The organism is Streptomyces sp. NPDC005878 (assembly GCF_040629815.1).
Lineage (GTDB): Bacteria > Actinomycetota > Actinomycetes > Streptomycetales > Streptomycetaceae > Streptomyces.
This window is the reverse complement of record NZ_JBEXWK010000003.1, coordinates 11,352-37,668: the sequence shown is the minus strand read 5'-3', so window position 1 is coordinate 37,668 and position 26,317 is coordinate 11,352. Positions and strand designations below refer to the sequence as shown.

The window sequence follows — 26,317 nt, the reverse complement described above, 5'->3', positions numbered from 1 at the left end:
CCATGGCGGCCGCCCCTTACCGATGACCGATGACCGACGCCCGGTCAGCTCCAGGCGTTGCCCTGGTTCTGCGCGTGGGCGCCCTGCTGGCCCACGCCGTACTGGGCCCGCAGGCCCTGGCCGATCACCGCGTTCTGCGGCGGCAGCACCTCGCTGGGCTGCACCAGCGCGAAGCCCTGGCCGAGGAAGCTGAGCTCCCAGCCCTCACCCGTGTTGCCGCGGCGCCGCCACACCCCCGTGGAGTGCGTCTGCGCCTGCATCTGCACCCGCAGCGAGGTGGACCAGGCCACGATCGCGTCCGCGTCGGCGTTGACGTACTTGTCCGGGGTGACCTGGAGCATCAGCGGCTGTCCCGAGGTCATCAGGACGACCTTGCCGGTGCCGGTGATGTGGAGCTGGAACTTGCCGGTGCCGGAGATGCCGTACTGACTGTCCACGGCGACGACCTCGTAGTGCAGCGAGGAGTCCATCGCCAGGACGTAGCCGCTGTCCACGGTCAGCCCGTCCCGGTCCACGTCCACCACGTGGACGTACTGCGCGAGGTTGGCGAGGTAGACGGTTCCCTGGCCCGAGACACGCATCAGGTCCAGGCCCTCGCCGGTGCGGACACGGGCGTTCTGGTTGCCGCGCGACTGGTACTCGCCGTCGAACTCCATCAGCCCCTGGTAGGCGACCATCGAGCCCTTGCGGGCGAGGATGTCGTCGTGGCCGGTGAGCACCACGCGCAGCAGCTGTGCGTTCTGCGCGCTGTAGCGCTCCGGGGACTGCTGCTCGGTGTAGCTGAAAAGCGGGCTCTGCATGGTGTTCTCGCTCCCCCTCAGCCCCGGGCCCGCAGGCGGTCGGTGCTGTCCTCACTCGGCTGTACGACGACGATCCCCTGGCCCGAGAAGGCCATCTGGTACGCCTCTCCGCTGCCCCGGCCGATCAGCGAGGACGCCTTGAAGCTGCGCTTGCCCTTCACCTTGAGGTTCGGGGACCACGCCACCAGGGCGTCCGGGTCGACGTACGTCTCGTCCTCGCCGCTTCCGCAGTCGACGACGACCGGCGTGCCGCGGGAGGTCAGGGCGACCCAGCCGGTGCCGGTGATCTTCACGTTGAACAGGCCCTGGCCGGCGAACTTGGCGAGGCCCTTGACCCGTTCGACGCCCCACTGGAGGCTCGCGTCGAAGGCGAGCACATTGGTGCCGTTGACGGACAGCGCGTCGTTGTTGAGCTGGACGACGACCACATTGGCTCCGTAGTCGGCGAGGTAGAGCAGTCCGTCGCCGGTGCACTTCATCAGCGGGGCGCCCTCGCCGGTGATCCAGTCACGGGCGATCTGGCGCACGGCCGGCGGGTTCGGCTCGTACTGGATGAAGCCCTCGTAGGCGACCATCGAGCCCACGCGCGCGAAGAGGTCCTGCCCGGTGGCCATGGCCACCTTGAGCATGGCGCTGCCGTGGTTCTCCATCCGGGCGGTGACGGGGGCGGGGGCGTAGCCCGCGAGCTGCTGGTTCATGGTCCCGGCTCCCTCAGACCTCGTACGGCTGGACGACGATGAAGTTCCCGGGCGCGCCGCGGAACTGCAGGTTGACGGACTCGCCGCTGTGGCCGGGGTAGGCGTTGCGGCGCAGCCTGACCTGGCTGGAGACGATCACCTGCGAGGCCGACGACCAGGCCACGATCGCGTCGCTGTCCGCGAACGTGGTCGGGGTGACCGGCAGCACGACCGGGGCGCCGTGGGTCATCACCACGAGCGTGCCGGTGCCCTGGAACTGCATGGTGAACAGCGCGCCGCCGGGGATGCCGTGGCCCTCGATGCGACGCACCTCGTACTGAAGTGACTCGTCGAACGCCAGGACGTGCTCGGCGGAGACGCAGATGCCGTCGCCCTGGAGTTCGATGGGGTGCAGATGGGCGCTGTTCTCGGCGAGGAAGACCTGGCCGCGGCCGCTGCAGCGCATCAGCTGCATCTCCTGGCCGGTCGCGTTGCCGACGATCCGGCCGGCGAACCCGGCGCCCTTGTAGCCGAAGTCGACCTTGCCCTGGTACATCACCATGCTGCCCTGACGGGCCAGCACCGGGGAACCGCCGGCACCGAGGTCGACCCGGACGAGCTGCTTGTTCTGCGGGGTCCAGCGCTGCCCGGTGGGCAGCTCGCGGTACTGCTGGATGGCACCCGCGAGCCCGCCGCCGGACTGCGGCATCCCTTGCGGCGGCATCCCCTGGGGAAGCCCGGGCTGCTGACCGTAGGGAGCGGGCTGCCCGTACGGCGCCGGCTGTCCGTAGGGCGCGGGGCCTCCGTACGGGGAGGGCGCGCCGGGCGGCGGGACCTGGCCCGGGTACTGGCCGGGGACCTGGCCGTACGAGGGCTGCTGGGGCGGCTGCCCGTACGGCGGCGCAGGGGCGGCCGGGGGCGGCACGGTGCCCGGCGGCATGCTCAGGGGCGCGGCGAGGGTCGGCGCCGCGTGGATCTGCGGGCTGGGCGCGGGGGCCGGCGGCGGGGTGGATCCGGGCGGCGGCGGCGCGTAGTGCTGCGCGGGGGCCGGGGCCGGGGCTTGGAAGTGGGGGGCCGGCTGCGGCGGATGGGGCTGCTGCGGTGTCCCCGGCGCGCCGAACCCGGGCGCGGGGGCGGTCTGCGCGGGCGGGGCGAAGCCCGGGGCGGCGCCCTGCGGCTGCTGCGCCTGCTGCGGCTGCGCGGGCTCCTCCTCGGCGACCTCGCCGCCGAAGTTCTTCAGCAGCGCCTCCAGGCCACCGTCGAAGCCCTGGCCGACGGCCGCGAAACGCCAGACGTCCTTCAGGTAGAAGTCGCCCAGCATCACCGCGCGCTCGGTGCTGAACTCGGCGCCGGTGAAGGAGTATCTGACGACCTCCTCGCCACCGGCGACGACTCTGATGTACCCGGGGCCGATCTGCGACATCTGGCCCGCGCCGTCGATCGTCGCGGTGAACGACAGCTTGTGGATGTGGGCGGGGAGGCGGTCCAGGGTGACGCGGAACGACTCGGTGTCACCGGCCTGGGCGCCCAGCAGCTGGACGGACTCCTCGGGCGACTTGGGCTGGTTGAAGAAGATGAAGTACCGGTCGTCGGACAGCTGCTCGTTGGCGTCGAGGCCGAAGCAGCTGATGTCGAAGGACAGCCCGGGGGCGCCGATCTGCACGCCTACATACAGATCCGTCCCCGGTGTCAGGTCACTGATCTTGGCCTTGTGGCCGCGTTGGAATTCCCTGGCCATGCGTAACGACCGTCCCCCATCCCGAGTGTGATTGGTCGCGCCAGGCTAACGGCTGCCTGCGACAATCACCCAAGCCGGGAAGCACCGGTACGCATTCGGTACACGATCGCCGAGATCACTCCCCGCGAGCGGCGGGCAGATGCGGCAGCCGCTCCGCGGCCACCACCCCTTCGAGGTATCCCCGCGCGCGTTCCGTACGGGGATAGGCCTCCAGCAGCCGCCAGAAGCGCGGTCCGTGGCCCGGCACCAGCAGGTGCGCCAGCTCGTGGACCAGGACGTAGTCCACGACGTACTCGGGCATGCCCTGGAGCCGGTGCGAGAGCCGGATACTGCCCTCGGCCGGGGTGCACGAGCCCCAGCGGGTGTTCTGGTTGGTCACCCAGCGCACCGAGGCGGGACGCGCGCGGCCCTCGAAGTACAGGTCGGACAGGCGCTCGGCACGCTCGGTGAGCTCCGCGTCGCCCAGCATCCGCTTGCTCTCCTGGGCGGCGAGCTTGTCGAGCATCACGCTCACCCAGCGCTGCTCCTCGGCCTCGGACATCCGGGCCGGGATCAGCACGATGGTGCGGTCGCCCTCGCGGTAGGCGCTGACCGTCCTGCTGCGCCGGGCGCTTCTGCGCACCTCGACCGCGCTCGTCGCATGACCGCGGGGCGGCGGACTTGTCGGACTGCGGGGCGGGCTTCCGGCACTCTGCAGTGGGTCGGCGGGCACGCCCCGACGTTACCCGCTGTCAGTGGGGGAAGTCCCGCCTCCGGAAGGGTTCGCCCATGATCCATTCGGCGCTTGCACCATTAGTACGACTAACGCCCGCGCCTGTGGACAACTTTCCGCACGCGTCCGCCGCACCGGGCATTCTGGCAACGGATCGCAGGACGGGACGTGACCGGGCGGGCGGCGACCACATGGCCCGCGCCCGGCCGCGCACACGCGGAACGACGGGGGATCGACATGCATCCGATGGACGCCCACCCCATGCTGAAACCGGCGCTGCGCCGGGCATGGCGGGACCGGCAGACCGTGCAGTTCGGGGTGACTCCGGCACGGGCCGTGGTGCTCTCGCCGGTGGACACGGCGACCGGGAGCTTCCTGGAGCTCCTGGACGGCACCCGCGGCCTGCCGCTGCTGTACGAGGAGGCGCGGGCGGTGGGCCTCTCGCCCGGCCAAGTGGACGCCCTGGTGCGGAGGTTGACCGAGGCCGGGGTGGTCGACGACGCCACGGCAGGCGGCCCCGCCGCGCGGGCTTCGCGGGGGCGGACCGAGGCGTCCGACCGGACCAGGCCCGACCTGGCCTCGCTCTGCCTGGTCCACCCCGAACCGGGCGCCGGCGCCCGGCGCTTGGCGGCCCGCCGGTCCCTGCGGGTGCAGGTGCGGGGCGCCGGGCGGGTCGGCGCGACGATCGCCTCGGTGCTGGCCGCGTCGGGGGTCGGGCGGGTGGAGGTGCTGGACGGCGGGACGGTGCGGCCCTGGGACGTGGCGCCCGGCGGGCTGCCCGGCCGGGCCGTCGGTGAGCGCCGGGGCCCGGCGGCCCGGCAGCTCGTCCGGGGCGCGGCCCCGGCCCGTCCGCCCCGGGCGGGCGAGGCCGACGAGCCGACAGGGCTGTCACTGATCGTGGTGGCCCCCCGGGACGGCCTCGATGTGTACGCGCCGGATCCGGTGACCGGCGCCGAGTGGGTGGCGGCGGGCGTCCCGCATCTGTACGCGGGAGTCCTGGAGACCACCGGGCTGGTGGGGCCGCTGGTCCTGCCCGGCGGCACCGGGTGCGCGGGCTGTCTGGCGCTGGAGCGGGCCGAGCGCGATCCCGGCTGGCCCCGGATGCTGGCGCAGTGGCGTTCGGGCCGCCGCCGGGTCGCGGTCCCCGCCTGTGACCTCTCGCTCGCGACCGCCGTGGCGGGCCTGGCCGCGGCGCACGCGCTGGCCTTCCTCGACGGCGACCTCCCGGCGAGCACGGGCACGCGGTGGGAGGCGTCACTGCCCACGCTCGACTGGCGGCCGCGGCGTCTGGCGGCCCGGCTCGACTGTCCCTGCGGCGCCGCCGGCGACAGTGAGAGGGAGGACACCTCCGGGGGCGCCCGGACGCAGGACACAATGGCCCCGGTATCCGCTGTCGACGACGCACTGCCGCGAGGCGCGCGGCACGGCCGGCTGGGAATTGGAGGGGCGCATGTCTGATCTTCCCCGGAAGGCGGTCACCCGGACCGCCAAGTTGGCCGCGCTGCCACTTGGTTTCGCCGGACGTGCCACCTGGGGCCTGGGCAAGCGGATCGGCGGCAAGTCCGCCGAGATCGTGGGCCGCGAGCTCCAGCAGCGCACCGCCGAGCAGCTCTTCAAGGTCCTGGGGGAACTCAAGGGCGGGGCTATGAAGTTCGGGCAGGCCATGTCCGTCTTCGAGTCGGCGCTGCCCGAGGAGGTCGCCGGGCCCTACCGGGCCGCGCTGACCAAGCTCCAGGAGGCGGCCCCGCCCATGCCGACCCGGACCGTGCACACGGTGCTCGCGGAGCGGCTCGGCGAGGAGTGGCGCGAGCTGTTCCTTGAGTTCGACGAGAAGCCCGCCGCCGCGGCCTCCATCGGGCAGGTGCACCGGGCCGTCTGGCACGACGGACGCGACGTGGCGGTCAAGGTGCAGTACCCGGGCGCCGGGGAGGCGCTGCTCTCCGATCTGACGCAGCTCAGCCGGTTCGCGCGGCTGCTCGGGCCGCTGATCCCCGGTATGGACATCAAGCCGCTCATCTCGGAGCTGCGCGACCGGGTCTCGGAGGAGCTGGACTACGAGCTGGAGGCACGGGCCCAGCGGGCGCACGCGGCGGAGTTCGCCGACGACCCCGATGTGGTGGTGCCCGATGTGGTGCACCAGCGCGACCAGGTCCTGGTGACCGAGTGGATCGACGGCACCCCGCTGTCCGAGGTGATCACGGACGGTACGGAGGAGCAGCGCGACCGGGCCGGCCAGCTGCTGGCGCGGTTCCTCTTCTCGGGTCCGGCGCGGACCGGGCTGCTGCACGCGGATCCCCATCCGGGCAACTTCCGGCTGCTGCCGCCGGAGAAGGAGGACGGCCCCTGGCGCCTCGGCGTGCTGGACTTCGGGACGGTGGACCGGCTGCCGGGCGGGCTGCCCCGCACGATCGGCGAATCGCTGCGGATGACGCTCGACGGCAACGCGGAAGCGGTCTACGCGCTGCTGTGCGAGGAGGGCTTCGTGAAGGAGACCATAGACCTCGACCCGGATGCCGTCCTGGACTATCTGCTGCCGATCATCGAGCCCGCGCAGGCGGAGGAGTTCACCTTCACGCGCGCCTGGATGCGCGGGCAGGCGGCGCGGATAGCGGACCCGCGCTCCCCCGCGCACCAGTTGGGCAAGCAGCTCAACCTGCCGCCCGCGTATCTGCTGATACACCGGGTGACGCTCTCCACCATCGGGGTGCTGTGCCAGCTGGCCGCGACGGTCCGGCTGCGGGACGAGCTGGAGCGGTGGGTGCCCGGGTTCCTGCCCGGGGACGAGGAGCCCGTCGGGCCGGGAACGCCGGCTGCCATGGAGCCCGGGGAGACCCTGGGGGCCGAGGAGCCGGAGAACGAGGTGGACGAGCAGCCCGCGGGGGCGTGAGGCCAGGGGTGGTGGGGCGGGGGGGGCGGGGGACGGGGGGGCGGCCCCCCCCGCCGGTCACCACCACACGGAGTCGAGTCTGCTCTCGATCGCCCGGATGTTGGCGCGCGCACAGGCGTCGCAGAAGTAGAGACGGTGGCCGTTCTCCACGGAGTAGGTCCACGTGGGCGGAGTGCTCTCGGCGGGGGTGCCGCAGCGCGAGCACACAACGGTCTCGGCAGTCGGCTGAGTCGGGTCGTCCATTTCGTGACGATACCGCCACGGCCGGGGGTTGCGGGCACAACGCACCGCGGGGGCCGGTCCGTTCGGACCGGCCCCCGGGGGGGGCTGATTCGTCACTTCACACGCGGTCTGGCGGTGCGGTCGTCACTGCATGACGGCCATGGCCAGGGCGCGGCGGGCACGCATCGACACGCGCTCGGCGCGGCGCTGCATCCGCCGGGCGGCGATCAGGCGCATGGCCTGCCGCTCGGCCTCGGCCTCGCGCATGCGCTCGTGCATATGGGCACGGGCGAGGGCTTCTGGCATGAGTTGCATTTCGAGGGTCCTGTTCTGACGCGAGGCGTTCGCGCCGGTGGTGGTGAAGTCTGGGGTCGCGGAGCCCTTGGGCTCGCTGGTGGACGTCGTCATCGGGGCCTGCTTCTGGGGGTCGTTCGTGAGGGGGCGGTCGATGGTTCCCGGGCGGTTCATGCGGAGACCGGGTTCTTGCGCGGGCGGCCGCGGGGCCGCTTGCGGGCCACGACCACGCCCTGGACGAAGAGCTCGCCGCCCCAGACGCCCCACGGCTCGCGCCGCTCCTTGGCTCCGGCGAGGCAGGCCTCGACCAGCGGGCAGGTACGGCAGAGGGACTTGGCGTACTCGACATCGGCCGGGGACTCGGCGAAGAAGACCTCCGGGTCGTACGAGCGGCAGGGGACGGGTACGCCGAGGTTCTCGATGGCGTCGTCGAGCGCGGTGAGCGCGGTGAGGGGAGTCAAGGCGGGGTCCTCCGTGAGACCGGGCGGGGGGATCGTCTGGGCGGGCGGTACGGACGGGGCGTGCGCTTCGAGTTGCACGGTGTTTTCTTCCTCGTCTTGTTGTCGGTCCGGCCGGTCGGCCGGGTTTCGGCTGGTACCGAGACCCTCGCGCTGTTCTCCCTGTTCAGGGCAAACAGAAGGGCCGCGGATCCCTGGTGGGGTTCCGCGGCCCTGAAGGCGCCTGCCTGATCCTGGATCAGGCTGGATCGCTCCAGGGTTCGAGCCCACGGAAGGCCCACATGGTGTGGTGCTGCGTCGTCTGCTTCTCGGCTCCGGCACCGGCAGCCGCAAAGGCATAGGCCTGGGCCTGTCCCTTCGCCACCACTGCTTCCGGTGCCTGGGTCGGTCGCTCATTGCCGGTCCGCACGGGGAAGCTCGCCAGGGAGGACGGAATGACGACCGAGAGGCCGAGCAGACCGGAGACACCGGTGGACAGACCGGTGCCCTGGAACGAGGAGCCGAGCGGGCAGGTGGCGACGACCGAGCGATCGGTCATTTTGGTGGTGCTGATGCTGGTGAAGTTCATGAAGCTGGTCACTGGTCTCGCCTCCTCTCGGCGTCTCGGGGAGCTGGGGCCCGGGGGCCCTGATCCCATGCGTATTCGGATAAGTACAGCAAGTAGAGCACGGACGCAGGGCCTCTGAGAAGCCGCTGTTTCCGTGGTTAAGAACCTATGGGGCTTCCCCGGGCGGGCGCAAACTATTTTTCCCACGAGTTTTCACGACGGCCCGTCCTCGCTCCCACCAACCTCTTGACCAGCGCAGATGGCCAGGACATCGGCGCCGAAGCGGTCCAGCTTGCGGGCGCCGACGCCCGAGATCACCGCGAGCTCGCCGCCGCTGGACGGCACGGCCTCCGCGATCGCCATCAGGGTCTTGTCGGTGAAGACGCAGTAGGGCGGCTGCCCGAGCAGGCTCGCCTGCCCCGCCCGCCAGTCGCGCAGGCGCTCATACAGACCCTCGTCCATGTCGGAGGGGCAGTCCTCGCAGCGCATCAGCTTCATCTCGCCGGCCTCGGTGAGCGTCTTGCCGCACACCCGGCACAGGACCGGGCCGCGCCGGGTGCGTCTGCGGGCGGCGCCGCGCTCGACCCCGCCGGCGGAGGCCGCCGGGGCGGAGCGGGCGCCGACGGCGGCGGAGCCGGGCCGCAGGCCGTTCAGGAAGCGGCTGGGCCTGCGCGACGGCCGGCCTCCGGGAGAGCGGGAGAGCGACCACGACAGGGCCAGGTGCGCCCGGGCCCGGGTGACGCCCACGTACAGCAGGCGGCGCTCCTCCTCGACCTGTTCGTCGGTCTTCGCATATGTGATCGGCATCATGCCTTCGGTGAGGCCGACCAGGAAGACGGCGTCCCACTCCAGGCCCTTCGCCGCGTGCAGCGAGGCGAGGGTGACGCCCTCGACCGTCGGCGCGTGCTGCGCCGCCGCGCGCTCGTCGAGCTCGGCCACGAGGTCGGAGAGCGTCGCTTTGGCCTTGGCACGCGCGAAGTCCTCCGCCAGCCGGACCAGCGCCGCCAGCGACTCCCAGCGGTCGCGGACCGCGCCGGAGCCCGCCGGGGGCGCGTCGGTCCAGCCCTTGGTGCCGAGGACGGCCCGCACCTGGGACGGCAGGTCCACGGCGTCGTCGAGGAGGGAGTCGTTGCCCCCCGCCCGGGCCGCGCCGCGCAGGGCGACACCGGCCTCCCTGACCTCGGGCCGCTCGAAGAAGCGCTCGGCGCCGCGCAGCTGGTAGGGCACGCCCGCGTCCGCGAGGGCCTGCTCGTAGATCTCCGACTGGGCGTTGATCCGGTAGAGCACGGCGATCTCGCCGGCCGAGACCCCGGAGGCGATGAGGTCGCGGATGCGGCGGGCGACGCCCTCGGCCTCGGCGGGCTCGTCCCCGTACTCCGTGTAGAGCGGCTCGGGGCCCGGCTCGCGCTGGGAGACCAGTTCCAGGCGGTGCTCGGCGGCCCGGCCGCGCGCCTGGGCGAGCAGGCCGTTGGCGAGGTGCACCACCTGGGGGGTCGACCGGTAGTCCCGGACCAGCTTGACGACCGTCGCGTGCGGATGGCGGGTGCGGAAGTTCAGCAGGTGGTCGGGGGTGGCGCCGGTGAACGAGTAGATCGTCTGGCTGGCGTCGCCCACGACACAGAGGTTGTCCCGGTCGCCGAGCCACAGCTCCAGCAGGCGCTGCTGGAGGGGGCTGACGTCCTGGTACTCGTCGACCACGAAGTGCTGGTACTGGGCGCGGATCTGCTCGGCGATGTCGTGCCGGTCCTGGAGGACGCCCACGGTGAGCAGCAGCACGTCCTCGAAGTCGATCATTCCCCGGTCGCGCTTGAGCTCCTCGTACGTCCCGTAGATCTGGGAGATCTCCGCCGGGTCGCGCGGGGCGTCGCGCAGGGACTTGGCGACCGCGGCCGGGTAGTCGGCGGGGACGGTCTGGGTGACCTTCGCCCACTCGATCTCGCTCGTGACGTCCCGCAGCTCGCCCCGGTCCAGCCTGAGCCGGCAGCGCGCTCCCGCCTCCGCGACCAGCTGGACCTTGCGCTCGACCAGGCGGGGCAGCTCCCCGCCGACCGCCTTGGGCCAGAAGTACTGGAGCTGGCGCAGGGCGGCCGAGTGGAAGGTGCGGGCCTGGACGCCGCCGGCGCCGAGCTGGCGCAGCCGGCCCCGCATCTCGCCCGCGGCGCGGTTGGTGAACGTGACGGCCAGCACACTGCTCGGTTGCAGGATCCCGGCCCGCACCCCGTACGCGATCCGGTGGGTGATCGCGCGGGTCTTGCCCGTCCCCGCGCCGGCCAGCACGCACACCGGCCCGTGCAGGGCCGTCGCGACCTCGCGCTGCTCGGGGTCGAGGCCGTCGAGCACCGCGTCCGCCGACTCGGGGACCTGGGGGAAGAGAGAGGAGTGCGTTGCTGATGTCACCCCGCCATGCTGCCAGGTCGGAGGAGGCCCACGGGACGCGTTGTCCACAGGGGGCGGCATTAGTCGTACCGGCTCGGGAATGGTGACGCCGTCGCGTACGTTCCATCCCGTGGCGTTCACCCGCCAGGCCGAACAGCCGAGCCACCAGCCGCACCGAGCAATCGGGCCGAACATGAGGAGTGCGAGAGCATGCCGGGCACTGTGACGATGTACAGCACCACGTGGTGCGGCTACTGCCGCCGGCTGAAGAGCCAGATGGACCGCGAGGGCATCACGTACAACGAGATCAACATCGAGCAGGACCCGGAGTCGGCGGCCTTCGTCGAGAAGGCCAACGGGGGCAACCAGACGGTTCCGACCGTGCTCTTCCCCGACGGCTCGACCCTCACGAACCCCTCGCTCGCCCAGGTCAAGCAGAAGATCGGCGTCTGAGCCGCGGGCGCTTGTCCGCCACGCGCGCGTAGCGAGGCCCCCACCGCCGAGGTGGGGGCCTTTCGCGTGCCCGGGGCCGTGGCTCCGGGCCGGGGCTCAGTGCGTGGGGCGGGGCAGCGGCTTGCCGTACCAGAGCTCGATGAGACGGGCCGCGATGGAGATGCCGTAGGGCGGCAGGACCTCGCCGGACTCGAAGGCGGCGCGCAGGTCCTCGCGGGAGAACCAGCGGGCCTCGTGGATCTCCTCGCCGTCCACGTTGATCTCGGACGAGGTGGCGTGCGCCATGAAGCCGAGCATCAGGCTGGAGGGGAAGGGCCAGGGCTGGCTGGCGACGTACTCGACCTCGCCGACCGTGACGCCCGCCTCCTCGAAGACCTCGCGGCGCACCGACTGCTCGATGGACTCGCCCGGTTCGACGAAGCCCGCCAGCGTCGAGAAGCGGCCCTCCGGCCAGTGCACCTGGCGGCCGAGCAGCGCGCGGTCCTGCTCGTCCGTGACCAGCATGATCACGGCCGGGTCGGTGCGCGGGTAGTGCTCGGCGCCGCACGCCTGGCAGCGGCGGATGTGGCCGGCGGCGGCGATGACCGTGCGCTCGCCGCAGCGGGAGCAGAAGCGGTGCAGCCGCTGCCAGTTCTCCAGGGCGACCGCGTGGACCATCAGGCCCGTGTCCCGGGGCGACAGGAGCAGTCCGGCCTCGCGCAGGCCCGCCGCGCGCGCGGACTGGTCCATACGGCCCGGCAGGGAGTCCTTCTGGAGCGCGAAGTAGCTGACGCCGTCGTCGTCGGTGCCCAGGAAGTAGCGGTGGGTCTCGGTGACGGGGGCCTCGAAGGCCGGGGTCATCACCAGTTCCGTACGGCCGTCGGCGGTGTCGTCGATCAGGACCTGTCCGCCGGAGACCACGAAGACCCTGGTCGTCGGGTGGCTCCAGGCGGCCGCCAGCCAGGCCTCGTCCAGGCGGTGGTGGGCCGCGCGGTCGATGCCGCTGGCCTCGGTGAGGCTGATGGGCGTGGTGAGGCCGATCGGCCGGTCCGCGGCGGCGTCACTGCTGGTGGTGCTGGTGGTGCTCACAGGTGCTTCCAACTCCCCCGGGTGGATGGGTTCAGCGGTGTTCGTTCGGCGGTGGCGGCGCGGGGCGCGCGGCCGCTCACAGCCGTACGGCGGCGAGGTCGCCCCACAGGTGGGCGGTGGTCTCGACGCCCTTGAGGAGGAGGTCGACCTCGACCTTCTCGTTGGGCGCGTGCCAGCCGTCGGACGGGACGGAGATCCCCAGAAAGAGCACCGGGGCGCCGAGCACGTCCTGGAGGTCGGCGGCCGGGCCCGAGCCGCCCTCGCGCGTGAAGCGGACCTTCTGGCCGAAGGCGCGCTCCATGGAGCGCACGACCGACCGCAGCGCCGGGTGGTCCAGCGGCGTCAGACAGGGGCGGGTGCCGGCGCTGAAGACGGTCTCGTGCCGGATGCCGTCCGGGATCCGGGTGGCGACCCACTCCGTGACGAGCTTCTCGATCCGGTCCGGGTCCTGTCCGGCGACCAGCCGGAACGACAGCTTCACCATCGCCGAGGAAGGGACGACCGTCTTGCCGCCCGGGCCCTGGTAGCCCCCGCCGATGCCGTTGACCTCGGCGGTCGGCCGGGCCCAGACGCGCTCCAGGGTCGAGTATCCGGCCTCGCCGTGGGCGGCGCGGGACTTGGCTGTACGCAGCCACTCGGCCTCGTCGAAGGGCAGCTCGGCCACGAGTTCGCGCTCGGCGTCCGTGAGCTCGGCGACACCGTCGTAGAAGCCGGGCACGGCGATCCGCTCGTCGGCGTCGTGGAGCGCCGCGACCAGCCGGGCGGCGGCGGTGGCGGGGTTGGGCACGGCGCCGCCGAAGGAGCCGGAGTGGATGTCCTGGTCCGGTCCGTACAGCCGGATCTCGCACTCGGCGAGGCCGCGCATGCCCGTGCACACCGTGGGCGTCGTCTCCGACCACATACCGGTGTCGGAGACGATCACGGCGTCGGCGGCGAACCGGTCGGCGTGCGCCTCGACGAGGGCGCGGAAGTGCGGCGAGCCGGACTCCTCCTCGCCCTCGACCAGGAGCTTCAGGTTGACCGCGGGGGCGGTGCGGCCGGTGGCGGCGAGGTGGGCCCGTACGCCCAGGGTGTGGAAGAACACCTGGCCCTTGTCGTCGGCCGCGCCCCGTCCGTACAGCCGTCCGTCGCGCAGCTCGGGCTCGAACGGCTCGGTGTGCCAGCCGTCCTCGCGCGCGGCGGGCTGCACGTCGTGGTGGCCGTAGACCAGGACGGTGGGAGCCTCCGGGTCGCCGGAGGGCCACTCCGCGTAGACGGCCGGGGCGCCGGGGGTCGCGAGGACCTCGGTGACCGGGAAGCCGGTCTCGCGAAGCTTGGCGGCCAGCCACTCGGCGCTGCGCCGTACGTCGCCGTCGTGCTCGGGCTGGGCCGACACGGACGGGATCCGCAGCCACTCGGCGAGGTCGTCGAGGAAGGCGGCGCGGTGCTGCTCGATGTACGCGCGCACCGCGTCGTCGGCTGCGGTGTGGACGGCGCTGTCCGGGGTCTCGCTCATGTCATGGAGCCTATCCGGCCGCCGGTGGTGGCTCGTCCGCCGGTGTCCCGGCCGGGCCCCTCCCGCGCGCGAGGGCGGCCTCCTGGCGCGCGTGGCCGCTCCCCGCCCCGCCGCGGCCCTCGCCCAGCAGGATGCGCTCCAGTTCGGCGCGGCCCGGGAGGCGGGCGGGACGGACGGTCTCCCCGGTGCGTACGTAGAGGAAAGCGGCGGTGACCGACTCCAGGGGAATGCCGTGCTGCTCGGCCCAGGCGAGGCGGTAGACGGCGAGCTGGAGCGGGTCGCCGGTGGCGCCGCGGCCGGTCTTCCAGTCGACGATCTCGTACGTGTCCGGCCGCTCGCCCCGGTACACCGCGTCGATACGGCCGCGGACCACCCGGCCCGCCAGCGTGACCTGGACCGGCGCTTCGGTGCGGAGCGGGGTGCGCCGGGCGTACGGGGAGCGCTCGAAGGCTTCCTTGAGGGCCGCGAGGTCGCGTTCGTCGGCGATGTCCGCGTCGCGCTCGTCGCCGCCGGGGACCTCCTCGGGGCCGAGCATGGGCAGCGGCAGCTCCTCGAAGCGGGACTCCACCCAGGCGTGGAAGCGGGTGCCGCGGCGGGCGGCGGGCTGCGGCGGCCTGGGCATCGGGCGGGCGAGCTCCTGGGCGAAGCCGTCCGGGTCCGCCGCGAGCCGCAGCAGGTCCGAGGCGGTGAGCGAGGCGGGCACCGGCACCTCGTGGCTGGTGGCGCGGGCGCGGCGCAGCTCGGTGGTGAGGGTCTCCAGGTCGCGGTCCCAGGAGGCGATGGCCCGGCGCTCCTCGGGGGTGAGGAGACGGTGGTCGCGGGAGTCAGCGTCGGGGCGGGTGTGCTGGACGGGGACGTCGGGGTGGGGGCGAGGGGATGCGGCGTTGTCCGCCGGGCCGTCCACCGGGGCCGGGCGCTGGGTGGGGAGGGAGTCCCAGCCGTCCTTGAGGAGGGCGAGGTCGTCGAGGGCGTCGGGATCGCCGAAGGCGTCCGGGGGCACGGCGGCCCGCCCCGCCGCCGCCCCTTCCGGGTGCTCGCCCCGCGCGCCGTTCACCGGTCCGTCCATCGGCTCGTCCAGCGGCTCGTCCGGAGGGAAGGGGCCGTCCTCGTCGAAACGGGGATCGAAGCCGGGGTCCAGGTCAGGGCCGAAGTCGGGATCGAAGGCGGGACCGAAGGCGGGACCGAAGGCCGGGTCGAGGTCGAAGGGGTCGTCGGCGAACCCGTCCTCGTACGGAACGTACGGAAGGTCCGCCTCGGGGCGACTCTCGCGCGCGTGGTGCGGCTCTTCGGTGCCCGCCGCGCCCTCCGCGCCCTCCGCGTCCAGGTGGGCCAGGACCGTCTCGGCCGCCGCCCGTCGGCGTGCCAGGGAGGTGGGGTCGAGCGGGAGCGGCCACGCGTGCGTGGCGGCGGACTCGCCCAGGGCCGGGTTCTCCGCGTCCTCGGCCGGGGCGTCGGCCCAGGCCTCGATCTCGCCGTGCCCCGCCTCGCAGTGGGCGTACAGCGCGTGCAGGAACGCGGACGGGCCCCGCGGCTTCTTCTGGCTCGGTCCCCACCAGTGGCCCGAGCCGAGCAGCAGCGTACGGGGACGGGTGAACGTCACGTAGCCCAGGCGCAGTTCCTCGGTGTGCTGGTGCTCCTTCAGCTCCTCCTTGAATGCCTTGATGCCCTTGGCGTCCCACTCCGGAGTGGCCGGGAGGGTCGGGGCGTCACCGCGCAGGGCGTGCGGGAGGACCTTGGCCTGGGCCGTCCAGGCCTCGCGCGACTGGGTGGAGGGGAAGACCCCGTTGACCAGGCCGGGGACGGCGACCACGTCCCACTCAAGTCCCTTGGACTTGTGGGCGGTGAGCACCTTCACCGTGTTCTCGCCGCCGGGCAGGGCGTTGTCCAGGCCCTTCTCGTACTGGGCGGCGGTGCGCAGGAAGCCGAGGAAGGCCAGGAGCGAGGCCTCGCCGTCCAGGGCCGCGAAACCGGCCGCTATGTCGAGGAAGTTGCCGAGGGTCTCGCGGCGGCGCGCGGCCAGGGCGTGCGGTGAGGCGGAGAGCTCGACCTCCAGGCCGGTGGTGGTCAGTACGCGGTGGAGCACGTCCATGAGCGAGTCCGCGAGCGAGCGGCGCAGATCGCGCAGCTCGGCGGCGAGCCGGGCGAAGCGCACGCGCGCCTCGGCCGAGAAGGGCAGCCCGTCGTCCTCGTCGTCGCCCGCCTCCAGGAAGGTGTCGAGCGCGTCCGCCAGCGAGATCACCTCGGCCGGGTCGACGCCCTCCACGGCGTCCGCGAGCCGCTGGTCGGGGTCGTCGGACCCGGCCTTCTCCCGCCGGACGAGACGGCGGGCGCGACGGCCCAGCAGGGCGAGGTCGCGGGGGCCGATGCGCCAGCGCGGGCCGGTGAGGACCCGTACGAGGGAGGCGTTGGCGCCCGGGTCCTGGAGCACCTCGCACACGGCCACGAGGTCGGCGACCTCGGGCAGGTGGAGCAGCCCGGAGAGGCCGACGACCTCGACGGGGATGTCGCGCGCCACGAGCGCGCCCTGGATCTGCGGGAAGTCACCGGCGGTCCGGCACAGGACGGCGATCTCGCCGGGCTCCTTGCCGGTGCGCACCAGGTGGGCGAGGGAGTCGGCGAGCCAGTCGATCTCTTCCTGGTGGGTGTCGAGCAGCGCGATGCGGACCACTCCGTCGCGCTCGGCGCCGGGGGCGGGGCGCAGTGCCTCCACGCCGGCGTGCATCGCGCGCAGCGGCGCGGCCAGGGAGTTGGCGAGGTCGAGCAGACGGCCGCCGCTGCGGCGGTTCTCGCTGAGCGAGTGGCGGGTGGCGGGGCGGCCGTCCTCGTACGGGAAGTGGCGGGGGAAGTCGTCGAGGTTGGCGACGGAGGCGCCGCGCCAGCCGTAGATGGCCTGGCAGGGGTCGCCCACGGCGGTCACCGCGTGTCCGGTCCCCCCGCCGAACAGGGCGGCGAGCAGCCGGCGCTGGGCGACCGACGTGTCCTGGTACTCGTCGAGCAGCACGACGCGGAACTCGTCGCGCAGGATCCGGCCGACCTCGGGGCGGGTGAGGGCGAGCTCGGCGGAGAGCGCGATCTGGTCGCCGAAGTCGAGCAGGTCACGGGACTTCTTGGCCTCCCGGTAACGCTCGGTGAGGTCGAGGAGTTCCAGTCGGCCCTCGGCCGCTTCGGGCACTTTGCGCAGATCGGCGTTGCTGAGCTTCGCGCTTTCCAGGTCCCGCAGCAGCTCCCGGTCGTACGCCCGCAGCTCCTCGGGACGTACGAGGTGCTCGGCCAGCTCCGCGTCCAGGGCCAGCAGATCGCTGACGAGGGAGGCGAAGGACTTGGTCAGCGCCGGGTACGGCCCCGGGGCCTCGCGCAGCACCCGGGCCGCGAGCTGGTAGCGGGTGGCGTCCGCGAGCAGCCGGGAGGTGGGTTCGAGCCCTATGCGCAGGCCGTGGTCGGTCAGGAGCTGTCCGGCGAACGCGTGGTACGTGGAGATGCGGGGCTCGCCCGGAGGGTTGTCCGGGTCGATCGCGTCGGGGTCGGTGATGCCCGCGCGGACCAGGGCCGTGCGCACCCGCTCGGCGAGCTCGCCCGCGGCCTTGTTGGTGAAGGTCAGGCCGAGGACCTGCTCGGGGGCGACCTGCCCGGTGCCGACCAGCCAGACCACCCGGGCCGCCATCACGGTGGTCTTCCCGGACCCGGCGCCAGCCACGACGACCTGCGGGGCGGGCGGGGCGGTGATGCACGCCGTCTGCTCCGGGGTGAACGGGATGCCGAGGAGCTCTTTGAGCTCCTCGGGGTCGGTGAGGATGGGCACCCCAGAGAGGCTAACGGGGACCACTGACAACGGCGGTCCCCGCCGGGACCGGTGTGACACTCCCCGCATCCCCGGTTTCCGGCGGGCAGGTGTGACGCTCCCCCATCCCCGGCCCCGGCGGGGCAGATGTGACACTCCCCGCGCCCCAGGCCCCCGCCCCCCTGGTGGGAGCGCGGGCGGCCCTGCCGGGGTGCGGGAGGGGACGGACGACCGGGCCGTCGGTCGTCAGACCTTCAGGCCGCCGGTGTCTTCGGAGCCGGATCCGGTGCCGCCGTCCGGCTTCATGCCGAGCTTCTCCAGGTCCATGACCTGGTCAGCGGGCGGTGCCATGATCCGCACCGGCTTGTCGTAGTCGCTGAAGGTGACGGTGCCGGGTTCGTCGCCGCCCGTCTCGGCGACCTTCAGCAGATGCGCCGGTCCCCGCTTGGCGACGTACATCGTCACGGCGGAGCCGTCGCTCTTCTTCTTGATGAGGGTGACGGCGGGCACACCGGCGACGACGGTGTCGGCGCCCTTGGTCATCCCGGTGCGGTCGCCCTTGTCGTCGTCCATGCCGGAGACAAGCTCGGAGAGCACGCAGAACTGGCCCATGTCGTCGCCGGAGCTCTTGCCGTGGCGCTTCCCGGACTTCGAGGGCGCCTCCGTCGGCATCTTCACCCAGCGGCCCTTGAGGAGCTCGACCAGGGCGTCGGCCTCCTCCTTGGACGTGCCGTCCTCCTTGGCCATGGCCCGGTAGAACTTCTCGTCGCCCTGCATGTAGTACGCCCTGGGGTCGGCCTTGAGCACCCGGGCCGTGCCGTTCTTGACGTGCACGCTGCCGGAGCAGTCACCCACCCGGGTGACGGTGACCGACAGGCTCATGTGTACGCCGTCGGAGACGCCCGCGCCGGCGACCTTCACGGTCTTCGCCGCCTTCGTCACGCCGACCGCCTTCTCGGCGATCGCGTCGGCGGTCATCCCCGCGAACGGGTCCGCGGGTGTCGGGGAGGCCGTCACGGACGGCTTGGCGGCCACGGAGGCGACCTTGGCCCCGTTGCCGCCCTCCGTGCCGCACCCGGCAAGACCGGCGACAGCGGTCGTCCCGACCACCGCGACGACCAGGGCGTTCCGACTGACCCGCATCTGTCTCTCCTCAAGGCTGGTGAACCGGAGACATCAGCGATTGAGGTGCCCCTGTCAGTACAGCGGCCCCCTGGCCCAAAACGTCACTCCAGCACCTGCCGCCCCTCCGGCAGGGCGGAGCACGACGTACGGAAGGTGCAGTTCGTGCAGTGCTGGCCGGGGCTGGGGGTGAAGTGCTCGTCCAGGACGCGGCCCGCGGCGGTGGCGAGGAGGTCGCCGACCCACTCCCCCGCCAGCGGCTCCTGCGCCTGGACCTTCGGGTACGCCTCGCCGCCCTCCCGCTTGGGGGCGGCCTGGCGCAGATGGACCAGCTCGGCGCCGCCGGGCGCGGGGCGCTCACCCGCGAACACCTCGTCGAGCGCGCCCCGCTCGACCGCCAGCTGGTAGACCGCCAGCTGCGGATGCGCCGCCACCTCGCTCGCCGTGGGCGCCTGCTTGCCGGTCTTGAAGTCGACGACGTAGGCGCGGCCCGCCTCGTCCTGCTCCACGCGGTCCATCGAGCCGCGGATACGGACCTCGTACTCGCCCGCCTCCAGCGTCACGTCGAAGTCGTGCTCGGTGGCCACCGGGGTGCGGCCCGTCCGGTCGAGGGTGTGCCAGCGCAGGAACCGCTCCAGCGCCACGCGCGCGTTGTTCTTCTCCTGCTCCGACTTCCAGGGGGCGTCGAAGGCCAACGCGTCCCACACCGAGTCCAGCCGCTCCATCAGCACGGCGAGATCGGCGGGCGTACGCCCGGAGGCGACCTCGTCGGCCAGTACGTGCACCACGTTGCCGAAGCCCTGGGCCGCCGTCGCGGGCGCGTCGGCCTTCACCTCGCGGCCCAGGAACCACTGGAGCGCACAGGTGTTGGCGAGCTGGTCGAGCGCGCTGCCGGAGAGCACGACCGGGTGATCGCGGTCGCGCAGGGGAACCGCGGAGCGCGTCGGCTCGTTCAATCCCCACCAGCGGTACGGGTGGGCCGCCGGCACCAGCGGCTGGCCCTCGTCGTCGGTGAGGGCGGCGAGGCGGGCGAGGCGGCGGGCGGCGGCGTCCCGCAGCGCGTCGGACGCCTCGGGGTCGACGGTGGTCGCGCGCAGCTCCGCCACCAGCGCGGCGACGGCGAGCGGGCGCCGGGGCCTGCCGGTGACGTCCTTCGGCTCCTCGCCCAGCTCGGAGAGGAAGCGGGAGGGCTGGTCGCCGTCGTCGGCCGGGGCCTTGACCGCCGTCACCACGAGCCGGTCGCGCGCGCGGGTGGCGGCGACGTAGAAGAGGCGGCGCTCCTCGGCAAGAAGGGCGCCGGGGGTGAGGGGTTCGGCGAGACCGTCGCGGCCGATGCGGTCGGCCTCCAGGAGCGAGCCGCGGCGGCGCAGATCGGGCCAGAGGCCTTCCTGGACGCCCGCGACGACGACCAGGCTCCACTCCAGGCCCTTGGAGCGGTGCGCGGTCATGAGGCGTACGGCGTCGGGGCGCACGGTGCGGCGGGTGAGGGTGTCGGCGGCGATGTCCTGGGCGTCGACCTCCTCCAGGAAGTTGAGCGCGCCCCGGCCGCCGGTGCGCTCCTCGGCGCGCGCCGCGGTGTCGAACAGCGCGCACACGGCGTCCAGGTCGCGGTGGGCGTTGCGGCCCGCCGTGCCGCGGCGCAGCGCGGCGCGTTCGAGGCGCTGGGGCCACGGCGTGCCGCTCCACAGCTCCCACAGGGCCTCGGCCGCGGTACCACCGCCTTGGAGGAGTTCGCGCGCCTTGCGCAGCAGCGCGCTCAGACGCTGCGCGCCCCGGGCGTACGCGGGGTCGTGCGCGACCAGCCGCTCCGGCTCGGCGAGCACGCGCGCGAGGAGGACGTCGGAGGGCGCCGGCACCCGGGTGCCGGCGGCCCGCTCCTCGTCGCGCAGGGCCCGGCCGAGGCGACGGATGTCGGCGCTGTCCATGCCCCCGAGGGGCGAGGTGAGCAGATCGAGAGCGGTCTCGGGGTCGAGCCAGGAGGGCGGGGCGGTATGGGAGGCGGGGGCGGCGTCGGGGGGAGCGGCGTCCGGGTGGCCGTCGGGGGACGGGTCACCGTCGGGGGACGCGCCGCCTTCGGAGGGCACGTCGCTCTCCGGGGACAGGTCGCCGCCAGAGGACACCTCGCCGGCAGGGATCGCGCCGCCGTCGTCGGCGGACGCGTCACCGTCAAAGGACGCGCCGCTCTCCGGGAACAGGTCGCCGCCAGAGGACACCTCGCCGACAGAGATCGCGTCGCCGTCGACGGACACGTCACCGTCAAAGGACGCGCCGCTCTCCGGGGACAGGTCGCCGCCAGAGGACACCTCGCCGGCAGAGATCGCGTCGCCGTCGACGGACGCGTCACCGTCAGAGGAGGCGTCATCCTCGGGGAACGCCCCGTCACGCGCCTCACCCCCGTCACGCCCCTCGCCCCCGCCCCGCACCACCCTCTCGTCGTCCTGCTCGCCCTCGTACTCCTGCTCCTCCTCCCCCGCCCCCGACAGCGCCGCCCTCGCCACCGCGCGCAGGGCCGTCAGCAGGGGTGTCACCGCGGGCTCGTGGCGCAGGGGGATGTCCATCCCGTCCACCTCCACCGGAACGCCCGCCGCCGTCAGGGCGCGGCGCAGGGCCGGCAGGGCGCGGGTGCCCGCGCGCGTGAGGACGGCGATGTCGTGCCACGGAACGCCCTCCTCCAGATGGGCGCGCCGGATGATGTCCGCGATGTTCTCCAGCTCCGTGGAGGCCGTCGGGTAGGTGTACGCCTCGACGCGCCCGCCCGCGCGGACCGGGGCGAGGTCACGGTGGGCCCGTACCTTCTCGGACGGCAGACGCGGCATCGGCATCCGCCGGGTCAGCAGCCGGGTCGCCTCCAGCAGCTTCTCGCCGGAGCGGCGGGACGTCGTCAGCACCTCGACCGGCGCCGGAGCGCCGCCCGCCCGCCGGAACGTGTCCGGAAAGTCGAGGATCCCGTTGACGTCCGCGCCCCGGAACGCGTAGATCGACTGGTCCGGGTCGCCGAAGGCGATCAGCGTGCGGCCACCGCCCGCGAGGGCCCGCAGCAGGCGGACCTGAGCCGGGTCGGTGTCCTGGTACTCGTCGACGAACACCGCGTCGTACGCATCGGCCGGAGCGGGCCCGTGCGGCGGGGCGGAGGAGGAGACGTGGGACGACGTGCCGGAGTACGGGGCGCGCTCGGCGAGCAGGACGGCCCGGTGGACCAGCTCCGCGTAGTCCAGTACGCCCTGGAGGTCCAGGACGTCGAGATATTCGGCCAAGAACGCGGCCGCCGCACGCCAGTCGGGGCGGCCGGTGCGCCGGGCGAAGTCGGCCAGCGCGTGCGGCCCCAGGCCCAGCTCGCGGCTGCGGGCGAGCACCGCGCGCACCTCGTCGGCGAAGCCGCGCGTGGTCAGACAGGCGCGCAGCTCGTCGGGCCAGCGCACGGAGGCGAGCCCCTCGCGCTCCAGGCCGAGCTGCCCGGCCAGCAGGTCGCGTACCGCCACGTCCTGCTCGGGGCCGGACAGCAGCCGCAGCGGCTCCGCGAACAGGTCGGCGTCCTGGTGGGCGCGGACCAGGGCGTAGCAGTAGGAGTGGAAGGTGGTGGCCTGCGGGGCTCGCGCGCCGCCGAGCCGCAGCGCCATGCGGTCGCGCAGCTCGACCGCGGCCCTGCGGCTGAAGGTGAGGACGAGGATGCGTTCGGGGTCGGCCCCGGCGGCGACCCGGGCGGCGACCGCCTCGACGAGCGTGGTGGTCTTGCCGGTGCCCGGTCCGGCCAGGACGAGCAGCGGCCCGTGCGCGTGGTCAACCACCGCCCGCTGACGTGCGTCCAGCAAAGGGGGGTCCACCGGCCTCAACGGGGTACGTACCAGTCGGTACGCGCCGGCGGACCGCCGTCGTACCTGGGGGTACGTCGTACGCCCGGTGGAGGAGGAGGAGCTCACGTGGATCGCCGGTCCTGGTGGGTGTGCTGGTGATGAGGATGCGGACGGGGGCCGTGCCGACTGTCGACGGTACGCCGAAGCGCGGCCGGCACGCAGCGAGTCATCCGTACGGGCCTGCGGCCGCCCCCGGTGGCGTCCGATGGCCGAAGCTGTCAGATATGAGCCGCCTCGCCGCCGACCTCGCGTTCCGCGCCCGTCCGCGCGGTGCCCGCGCTGTCCCCGGCATCCCCGGAAGGGCCCCCGGGGCCCCGCCCGCCGCCGTCCCAGCGCGCGCGGCGCATGTCGAGGCGCGGCAGATGCCCCTCGGCGGCGCGGCCCGCCTCGCGCAGCGGCGTGGACTCCTCCCGGTAGTGACCAAGAGCACGCAGCTCGTGGCCGGGCAGCAGCGCGCCGTCCGAGCGCACCACGCGCCACCAGGGCGCGGCGCCGCCGTAGAGCGCCATGACGCGGCCGACCTGGCGGGGTCCGCCCTCGCCCAGCCATTCGGCGACGTCCCCGTACGTCATCACCCGGCCGGGCGGGATCTGCTCGGCGACGTCCAGCACCCGTTCGGCATACTCCGGGAGTTCCGGCAGCTCATCGCTCACCCGGTCCATCCTGCCGTACGCCACCGACAGTGCGGCCGGAAGCGGGCTCCGGCCGACCGCGCACACCGCGGCCGCCGGGCGCGCGCCGCGCGGTGCACGTCCCCCCGGCGCACCCTGATGCCTCCCGGCGGGGGCCGGTCATGCCACCATCATGCGGGCGGTGACCGGTGATACGAGAGCACGAAGAGCAGACCGAAGACCAGAGCGGCGAGACAGCGGACCAGACGGCGAAGGAGCGGGGCGTGCAGCCACCCGAAGCGGCGGCCGGCAGCACCCCGGAGACGGGGGCGCGGTCCGACGTACCCGCCTCCGGCGCCACGCCCGCCTCCGCGTCCGGCCCGGAAGCGGAGTCCCCGGGCCCGGCCGGGCCCTCCCCCGCGTCCGGCGCCAGGATCGCGTCGGTGCCGCCCTCGGGCGCGACGGCCGTCTCCGCGCCGCACGGGACGCCACACACGGGACACACGGACTTCGAGGCGTGTGAGAACGCGGGCGCCATCGAGCGCGTCTCCGTGGACGAACCCCTGCTCCCCGCGCGCGTGCACCGCCCCTCCGACCTCGTTCGGCTGATCAGCGGTGTGCTGGCCATCGCGATCGTGCTCACCATCGCCGCCATCGCCCACCACACCACCTCCGGCCTCGAACAGGACATCAGCAAGGGCTCGGACCAGGCGCCGGACGTCCTGATCCGGCTGGCCGGTCTGGTCTCGTCCATCGCCGTGCTGATCCTGCCGGTCGCCTTCGCCATCGAGCGGCTGATCAAACGCGACGGGCTGCGCATCGCGGACGGTGTGCTCGCGGCCGTGCTCGCCCACGGCGCCGCCCTCGCCACCGATCTGTGGGTGGCCAAGTCGGCGCCCGACTCGATCACCAGCGCGCTCACCCAGCAGTCCGGTACGGGCGGTCTCACCGACCCCGTGCACGGCTATCTCGCGCCGGTCATCGCCTATATGACGGCCGTCGGCATGGCCCGCCGGCCACGCTGGCGGGTCGCCCTGTGGGCGGTCCTGCTGCTCAACTCCTTCGCGGTGCTCGTCGGCGGCCAGACGACCGCGTTCTCGATCCTCGTCACGGTCCTGCTCGGCTGGACCGTGGCCTACGGAACGCTGTACGCGGTGGGCTCGCCCAACGTCCGGCCCACCGGCCAGACCCTCCTCGCCGGACTGCGGAACGTGGGCTTCCGGCCGCTCACCGCCATGCGCGCCGAGGACGTCCCGGACTCCATGGAGCAGGGCGACCGGGGCCGGCGCTACTTCGTCACCCTGGAGGACGCGGCCCCGCTCGACGTGACCGTCGTCGACCGCGAGCAGCAGGCCCAGGGCTTCTTCTACCGGGTGTGGCGGCGGCTGACCCTGCGCTCCATCACCACCCGGCGCTCCATCCAGTCGCTGCGCCAGGCCCTGGAGCAGGAGGCGCTGCTCGCGTACGCGGCGATCGCCGCCGGGGCCCACGCGCCGAAGCTCATCGCCACCTCCGAGCTCGGCCCCGACGCCGTGATGCTGGTGTACGAGCACACCGGGGGGCGGTCCCTGGACTCGCTGGACGACAAGGAGATCACCGACGACCTGATGCGCAGCGCCTGGCAGCAGGTGCGGGCGCTCCAGTCGCGGCGCATCGCCCACCGCAGGCTCGCCGGGGACGCGATCCTGGTGGATCGTTCCGGCACCGTCATCCTCACGGACCTGCGCGGCGGCGAGATCGCGGCCGGCGACGTGGTCCTGCGCATGGACATCGCCCAGCTCCTGGTCACCCTGGGGCTGCGGGTCGGCGCCGAGCGGGCGGTCGCCGCCGCCGTGGAGGTGCTCGGCCCCGACACCGTCGCCGACAGCCTTCCGCTGCTCCAGCCGATCGCGCTGACCCGCTCCACGCGCGCGACGCTGCGGCGCCTGGCGCGCGAGCAGGCGCAGCGCGAGCGCGAGGCCGTCATCGAGGCGTCGCTGGCGGCCAAGGAGGTGCGCGCCGCCGAGGCGGCCGAGGCCAGGCGGCGCGAGGCCGCGACCGCCAGCGTCCCCGAGGAGCAGCCGCTCGCCGCCGGGGAGGAGCGCAAGACCGTACGGGCCGACAACAAGGCCGTACGCGCCGAGAAGAAGGCCGAGAAGGAGGCCATCGACGAGGCGCTGGAGAACGCGCGCGAGGACGATCTGCTCACCCAGATCCGCGCCCAGGTGCTGCTGATCCGCCCGCAGGCGCCGGTGGAGCCGGTGCGCCTGGAGCGCATCAAGGTGAAGACGCTGCTGACGTTCGTCGCCGGGGCCATCGCCGCGTACTACCTGCTGGTGCAGATCACCCACATCAAGTTCGGCGATCTGGTGGCGAACGCGCAGTGGGGCTGGGTGGCGGCGGCCGTGCTCTTCTCGGCGCTCTCCTACCCGGCGGCGGCGGCGAGCCTGCTGGGCTTCGTCCCCGAGAAGGTGCCGTTCGGGCGGGCCGTGATCGCGCAGGTCGCGGGCTCGTTCGTGAAGCTGGTCGCCCCGGCGGCGGTCGGCGGCGTGGCCCTCAACACCCGGTTCCTCCAGCGCGCCGGGGTCCGCCCTGGCCTCGCCGTGGCGAGCGTGGGCGCCTCGCAGCTCTTCGGGCTCGCCTCGCACATCTCGCTGCTGCTGGTGTTCGGCTATGTGACGGGCACCGAGAAGACCCCGGACCTGTCGCCCTCCCGGACCGTGATCGCCGGTCTGCTGACGGCCGCCGTGCTGATCCTGGTGGTCACCGCCATCCCCTTCCTGCGGAAGTTCGTCGTCACCCGGGTGCGGTCGCTCTTCGCCGGTGTGGTGCCGCGCATGCTGGACGTGCTCCAGCGGCCCCAGAAGCTGCTTACCGGCCTCGGCGGCATACTGCTGATCACCGGCACCTTCGTGATGTGCCTGGACGCGTCCATCCGGGCCTTCGGATCGGGCACCAACTCGCTCAGCTACGCGAGCGTGGCGGTCGTCTTCCTCACCGCCAACGCGCTCGGCTCGGCCGCCCCGACCCCGGGCGGTGTCGGCGCGGTGGAGCTGGCGCTCTCCACGGCCCTGACCATCGCGGGCCTGCCGGCCGAGACGGCGGCGTCGGCCGTGCTGCTCTACCGGCTGCTCACCTTCTGGCTGCCGGTGCTGCCGGGATGGCTGTGCTTCAACTACCTGACCCGCAGGGGCGAGCTCTGACCGGGCTCGGCACACGCCGCTGCCACCCGCATGGCCTGCGGTTTCG

19 protein-coding genes are annotated in these 26,317 nt (G+C 73.4%); 4 read left to right on the top strand and 15 right to left on the bottom strand.

Annotated features, from left to right (window positions below; translation table 11 throughout):
- Positions 1 to 44 precede the first annotated feature (44 nt).
- From ABZ404_RS06455 to ABZ404_RS06440, 4 genes are all read right to left on the bottom strand, one after another.
- A complete protein-coding gene (locus ABZ404_RS06455) occupies positions 45 to 800 on the bottom strand; it encodes an AIM24 family protein (protein ID WP_358832409.1) in 756 nt (251 codons plus the stop codon).
- 17 nt (positions 801 to 817) lie between these two features.
- Positions 818 to 1,498 (bottom strand): AIM24 family protein, encoded by a 681-nt coding sequence (locus tag ABZ404_RS06450; RefSeq protein ID WP_358832410.1) that lies wholly within the window; start codon positions 1,496 to 1,498, stop codon positions 818 to 820.
- A 13-nt stretch (positions 1,499 to 1,511) separates the two neighbouring features.
- Positions 1,512 to 3,215: a TerD family protein gene (locus tag ABZ404_RS06445; protein WP_358832411.1), complete on the bottom strand. Its 1,704-nt coding sequence runs from the start codon at positions 3,213 to 3,215 to the stop codon at positions 1,512 to 1,514.
- A 115-nt stretch (positions 3,216 to 3,330) separates the two neighbouring features.
- Entirely contained in the window at positions 3,331 to 3,927 is a 597-nt protein-coding gene (locus ABZ404_RS06440) for a M48 family metallopeptidase (RefSeq protein ID WP_358832412.1), read from the bottom strand.
- A 237-nt stretch (positions 3,928 to 4,164) separates the two neighbouring features.
- Between ABZ404_RS06440 and ABZ404_RS06435 the strand changes: the two genes are divergently transcribed.
- The gene (locus ABZ404_RS06435) at positions 4,165 to 5,385 is read left to right on the top strand and encodes a ThiF family adenylyltransferase (RefSeq protein ID WP_358990196.1); all 1,221 of its coding nucleotides are present in this window, start codon (positions 4,165 to 4,167) and stop codon (positions 5,383 to 5,385) included.
- On the top strand, positions 5,378 to 6,814 hold the full coding sequence (locus tag ABZ404_RS06430; protein WP_358837510.1) for an AarF/ABC1/UbiB kinase family protein: 1,437 nt from the start codon (positions 5,378 to 5,380) through the stop codon (positions 6,812 to 6,814). Before ABZ404_RS06435 ends, ABZ404_RS06430 begins: the two co-directional genes overlap by 8 nt.
- A gap of 57 nt (positions 6,815 to 6,871) precedes the next feature.
- Here ABZ404_RS06430 and ABZ404_RS06425 read toward each other — a convergent pair whose 3' ends face one another.
- The 5 genes from ABZ404_RS06425 to ABZ404_RS06405 form a co-directional block, all read right to left on the bottom strand.
- Positions 6,872 to 7,057 (bottom strand): hypothetical protein, encoded by a 186-nt coding sequence (locus ABZ404_RS06425; RefSeq protein ID WP_358837511.1) that lies wholly within the window; start codon positions 7,055 to 7,057, stop codon positions 6,872 to 6,874.
- Between the two features lie 123 nt (positions 7,058 to 7,180).
- On the bottom strand, positions 7,181 to 7,504 hold the full coding sequence (locus ABZ404_RS06420) for a hypothetical protein (RefSeq protein WP_358837512.1): 324 nt from the start codon (positions 7,502 to 7,504) through the stop codon (positions 7,181 to 7,183).
- A complete protein-coding gene (locus ABZ404_RS06415) occupies positions 7,501 to 7,869 on the bottom strand; it encodes a WhiB family transcriptional regulator (RefSeq protein ID WP_358837513.1) in 369 nt (122 codons plus the stop codon). The genes ABZ404_RS06420 and ABZ404_RS06415 overlap by 4 nt, the downstream gene beginning before the upstream one ends.
- A 157-nt stretch (positions 7,870 to 8,026) precedes the next feature.
- Complete coding sequence (locus tag ABZ404_RS06410) at positions 8,027 to 8,356, bottom strand: hypothetical protein (protein ID WP_358837515.1); 330 nt, start codon at positions 8,354 to 8,356, stop codon at positions 8,027 to 8,029.
- Between the two features lie 192 nt (positions 8,357 to 8,548).
- A complete protein-coding gene (locus ABZ404_RS06405; protein ID WP_358990193.1) occupies positions 8,549 to 10,792 on the bottom strand; it encodes an ATP-dependent DNA helicase UvrD2 in 2,244 nt (747 codons plus the stop codon).
- A gap of 129 nt (positions 10,793 to 10,921) precedes the next feature.
- Here ABZ404_RS06405 and ABZ404_RS06400 point away from each other — a divergent pair, with 129 nt between their 5' ends.
- Positions 10,922 to 11,164 (top strand): mycoredoxin, encoded by a 243-nt coding sequence (locus ABZ404_RS06400; protein ID WP_358836176.1) that lies wholly within the window; start codon positions 10,922 to 10,924, stop codon positions 11,162 to 11,164.
- Positions 11,165 to 11,260: 96 nt separating this feature from the next.
- Here ABZ404_RS06400 and nudC read toward each other — a convergent pair whose 3' ends face one another.
- The 6 genes from nudC to ABZ404_RS06370 form a co-directional block, all read right to left on the bottom strand.
- Positions 11,261 to 12,232 (bottom strand): NAD(+) diphosphatase, encoded by a 972-nt coding sequence (gene nudC / locus ABZ404_RS06395; protein WP_358836175.1) that lies wholly within the window; start codon positions 12,230 to 12,232, stop codon positions 11,261 to 11,263.
- Between the two features lie 76 nt (positions 12,233 to 12,308).
- Positions 12,309 to 13,727, bottom strand: coding sequence for a dipeptidase (locus ABZ404_RS06390; protein ID WP_358836174.1), 1,419 nt, complete (start codon positions 13,725 to 13,727; stop codon positions 12,309 to 12,311).
- Positions 13,728 to 13,737: 10 nt separating this feature from the next.
- Positions 13,738 to 17,556: a UvrD-helicase domain-containing protein gene (locus tag ABZ404_RS06385; RefSeq protein WP_358836173.1), complete on the bottom strand. Its 3,819-nt coding sequence runs from the start codon at positions 17,554 to 17,556 to the stop codon at positions 13,738 to 13,740.
- A 195-nt stretch (positions 17,557 to 17,751) separates the two neighbouring features.
- On the bottom strand, positions 17,752 to 18,648 hold the full coding sequence (locus ABZ404_RS06380) for a hypothetical protein (protein ID WP_358836172.1): 897 nt from the start codon (positions 18,646 to 18,648) through the stop codon (positions 17,752 to 17,754).
- Positions 18,649 to 18,731: 83 nt separating this feature from the next.
- The gene (locus ABZ404_RS06375) at positions 18,732 to 22,544 is read right to left on the bottom strand and encodes an ATP-dependent DNA helicase (protein ID WP_358990191.1); all 3,813 of its coding nucleotides are present in this window, start codon (positions 22,542 to 22,544) and stop codon (positions 18,732 to 18,734) included.
- Between the two features lie 152 nt (positions 22,545 to 22,696).
- Positions 22,697 to 23,140 carry an MGMT family protein gene (locus tag ABZ404_RS06370; RefSeq protein ID WP_358835883.1) on the bottom strand — a complete coding sequence of 148 codons (444 nt, stop codon included), beginning with the start codon at positions 23,138 to 23,140 and terminating at the stop codon, positions 22,697 to 22,699.
- 233 nt (positions 23,141 to 23,373) lie between these two features.
- On the opposite strand from ABZ404_RS06370, the gene ABZ404_RS06365 reads away from it, so the two are divergent.
- A complete protein-coding gene (locus ABZ404_RS06365; protein WP_358835876.1) occupies positions 23,374 to 26,271 on the top strand; it encodes a lysylphosphatidylglycerol synthase domain-containing protein in 2,898 nt (965 codons plus the stop codon).
- Positions 26,272 to 26,317 lie beyond the last annotated feature (46 nt).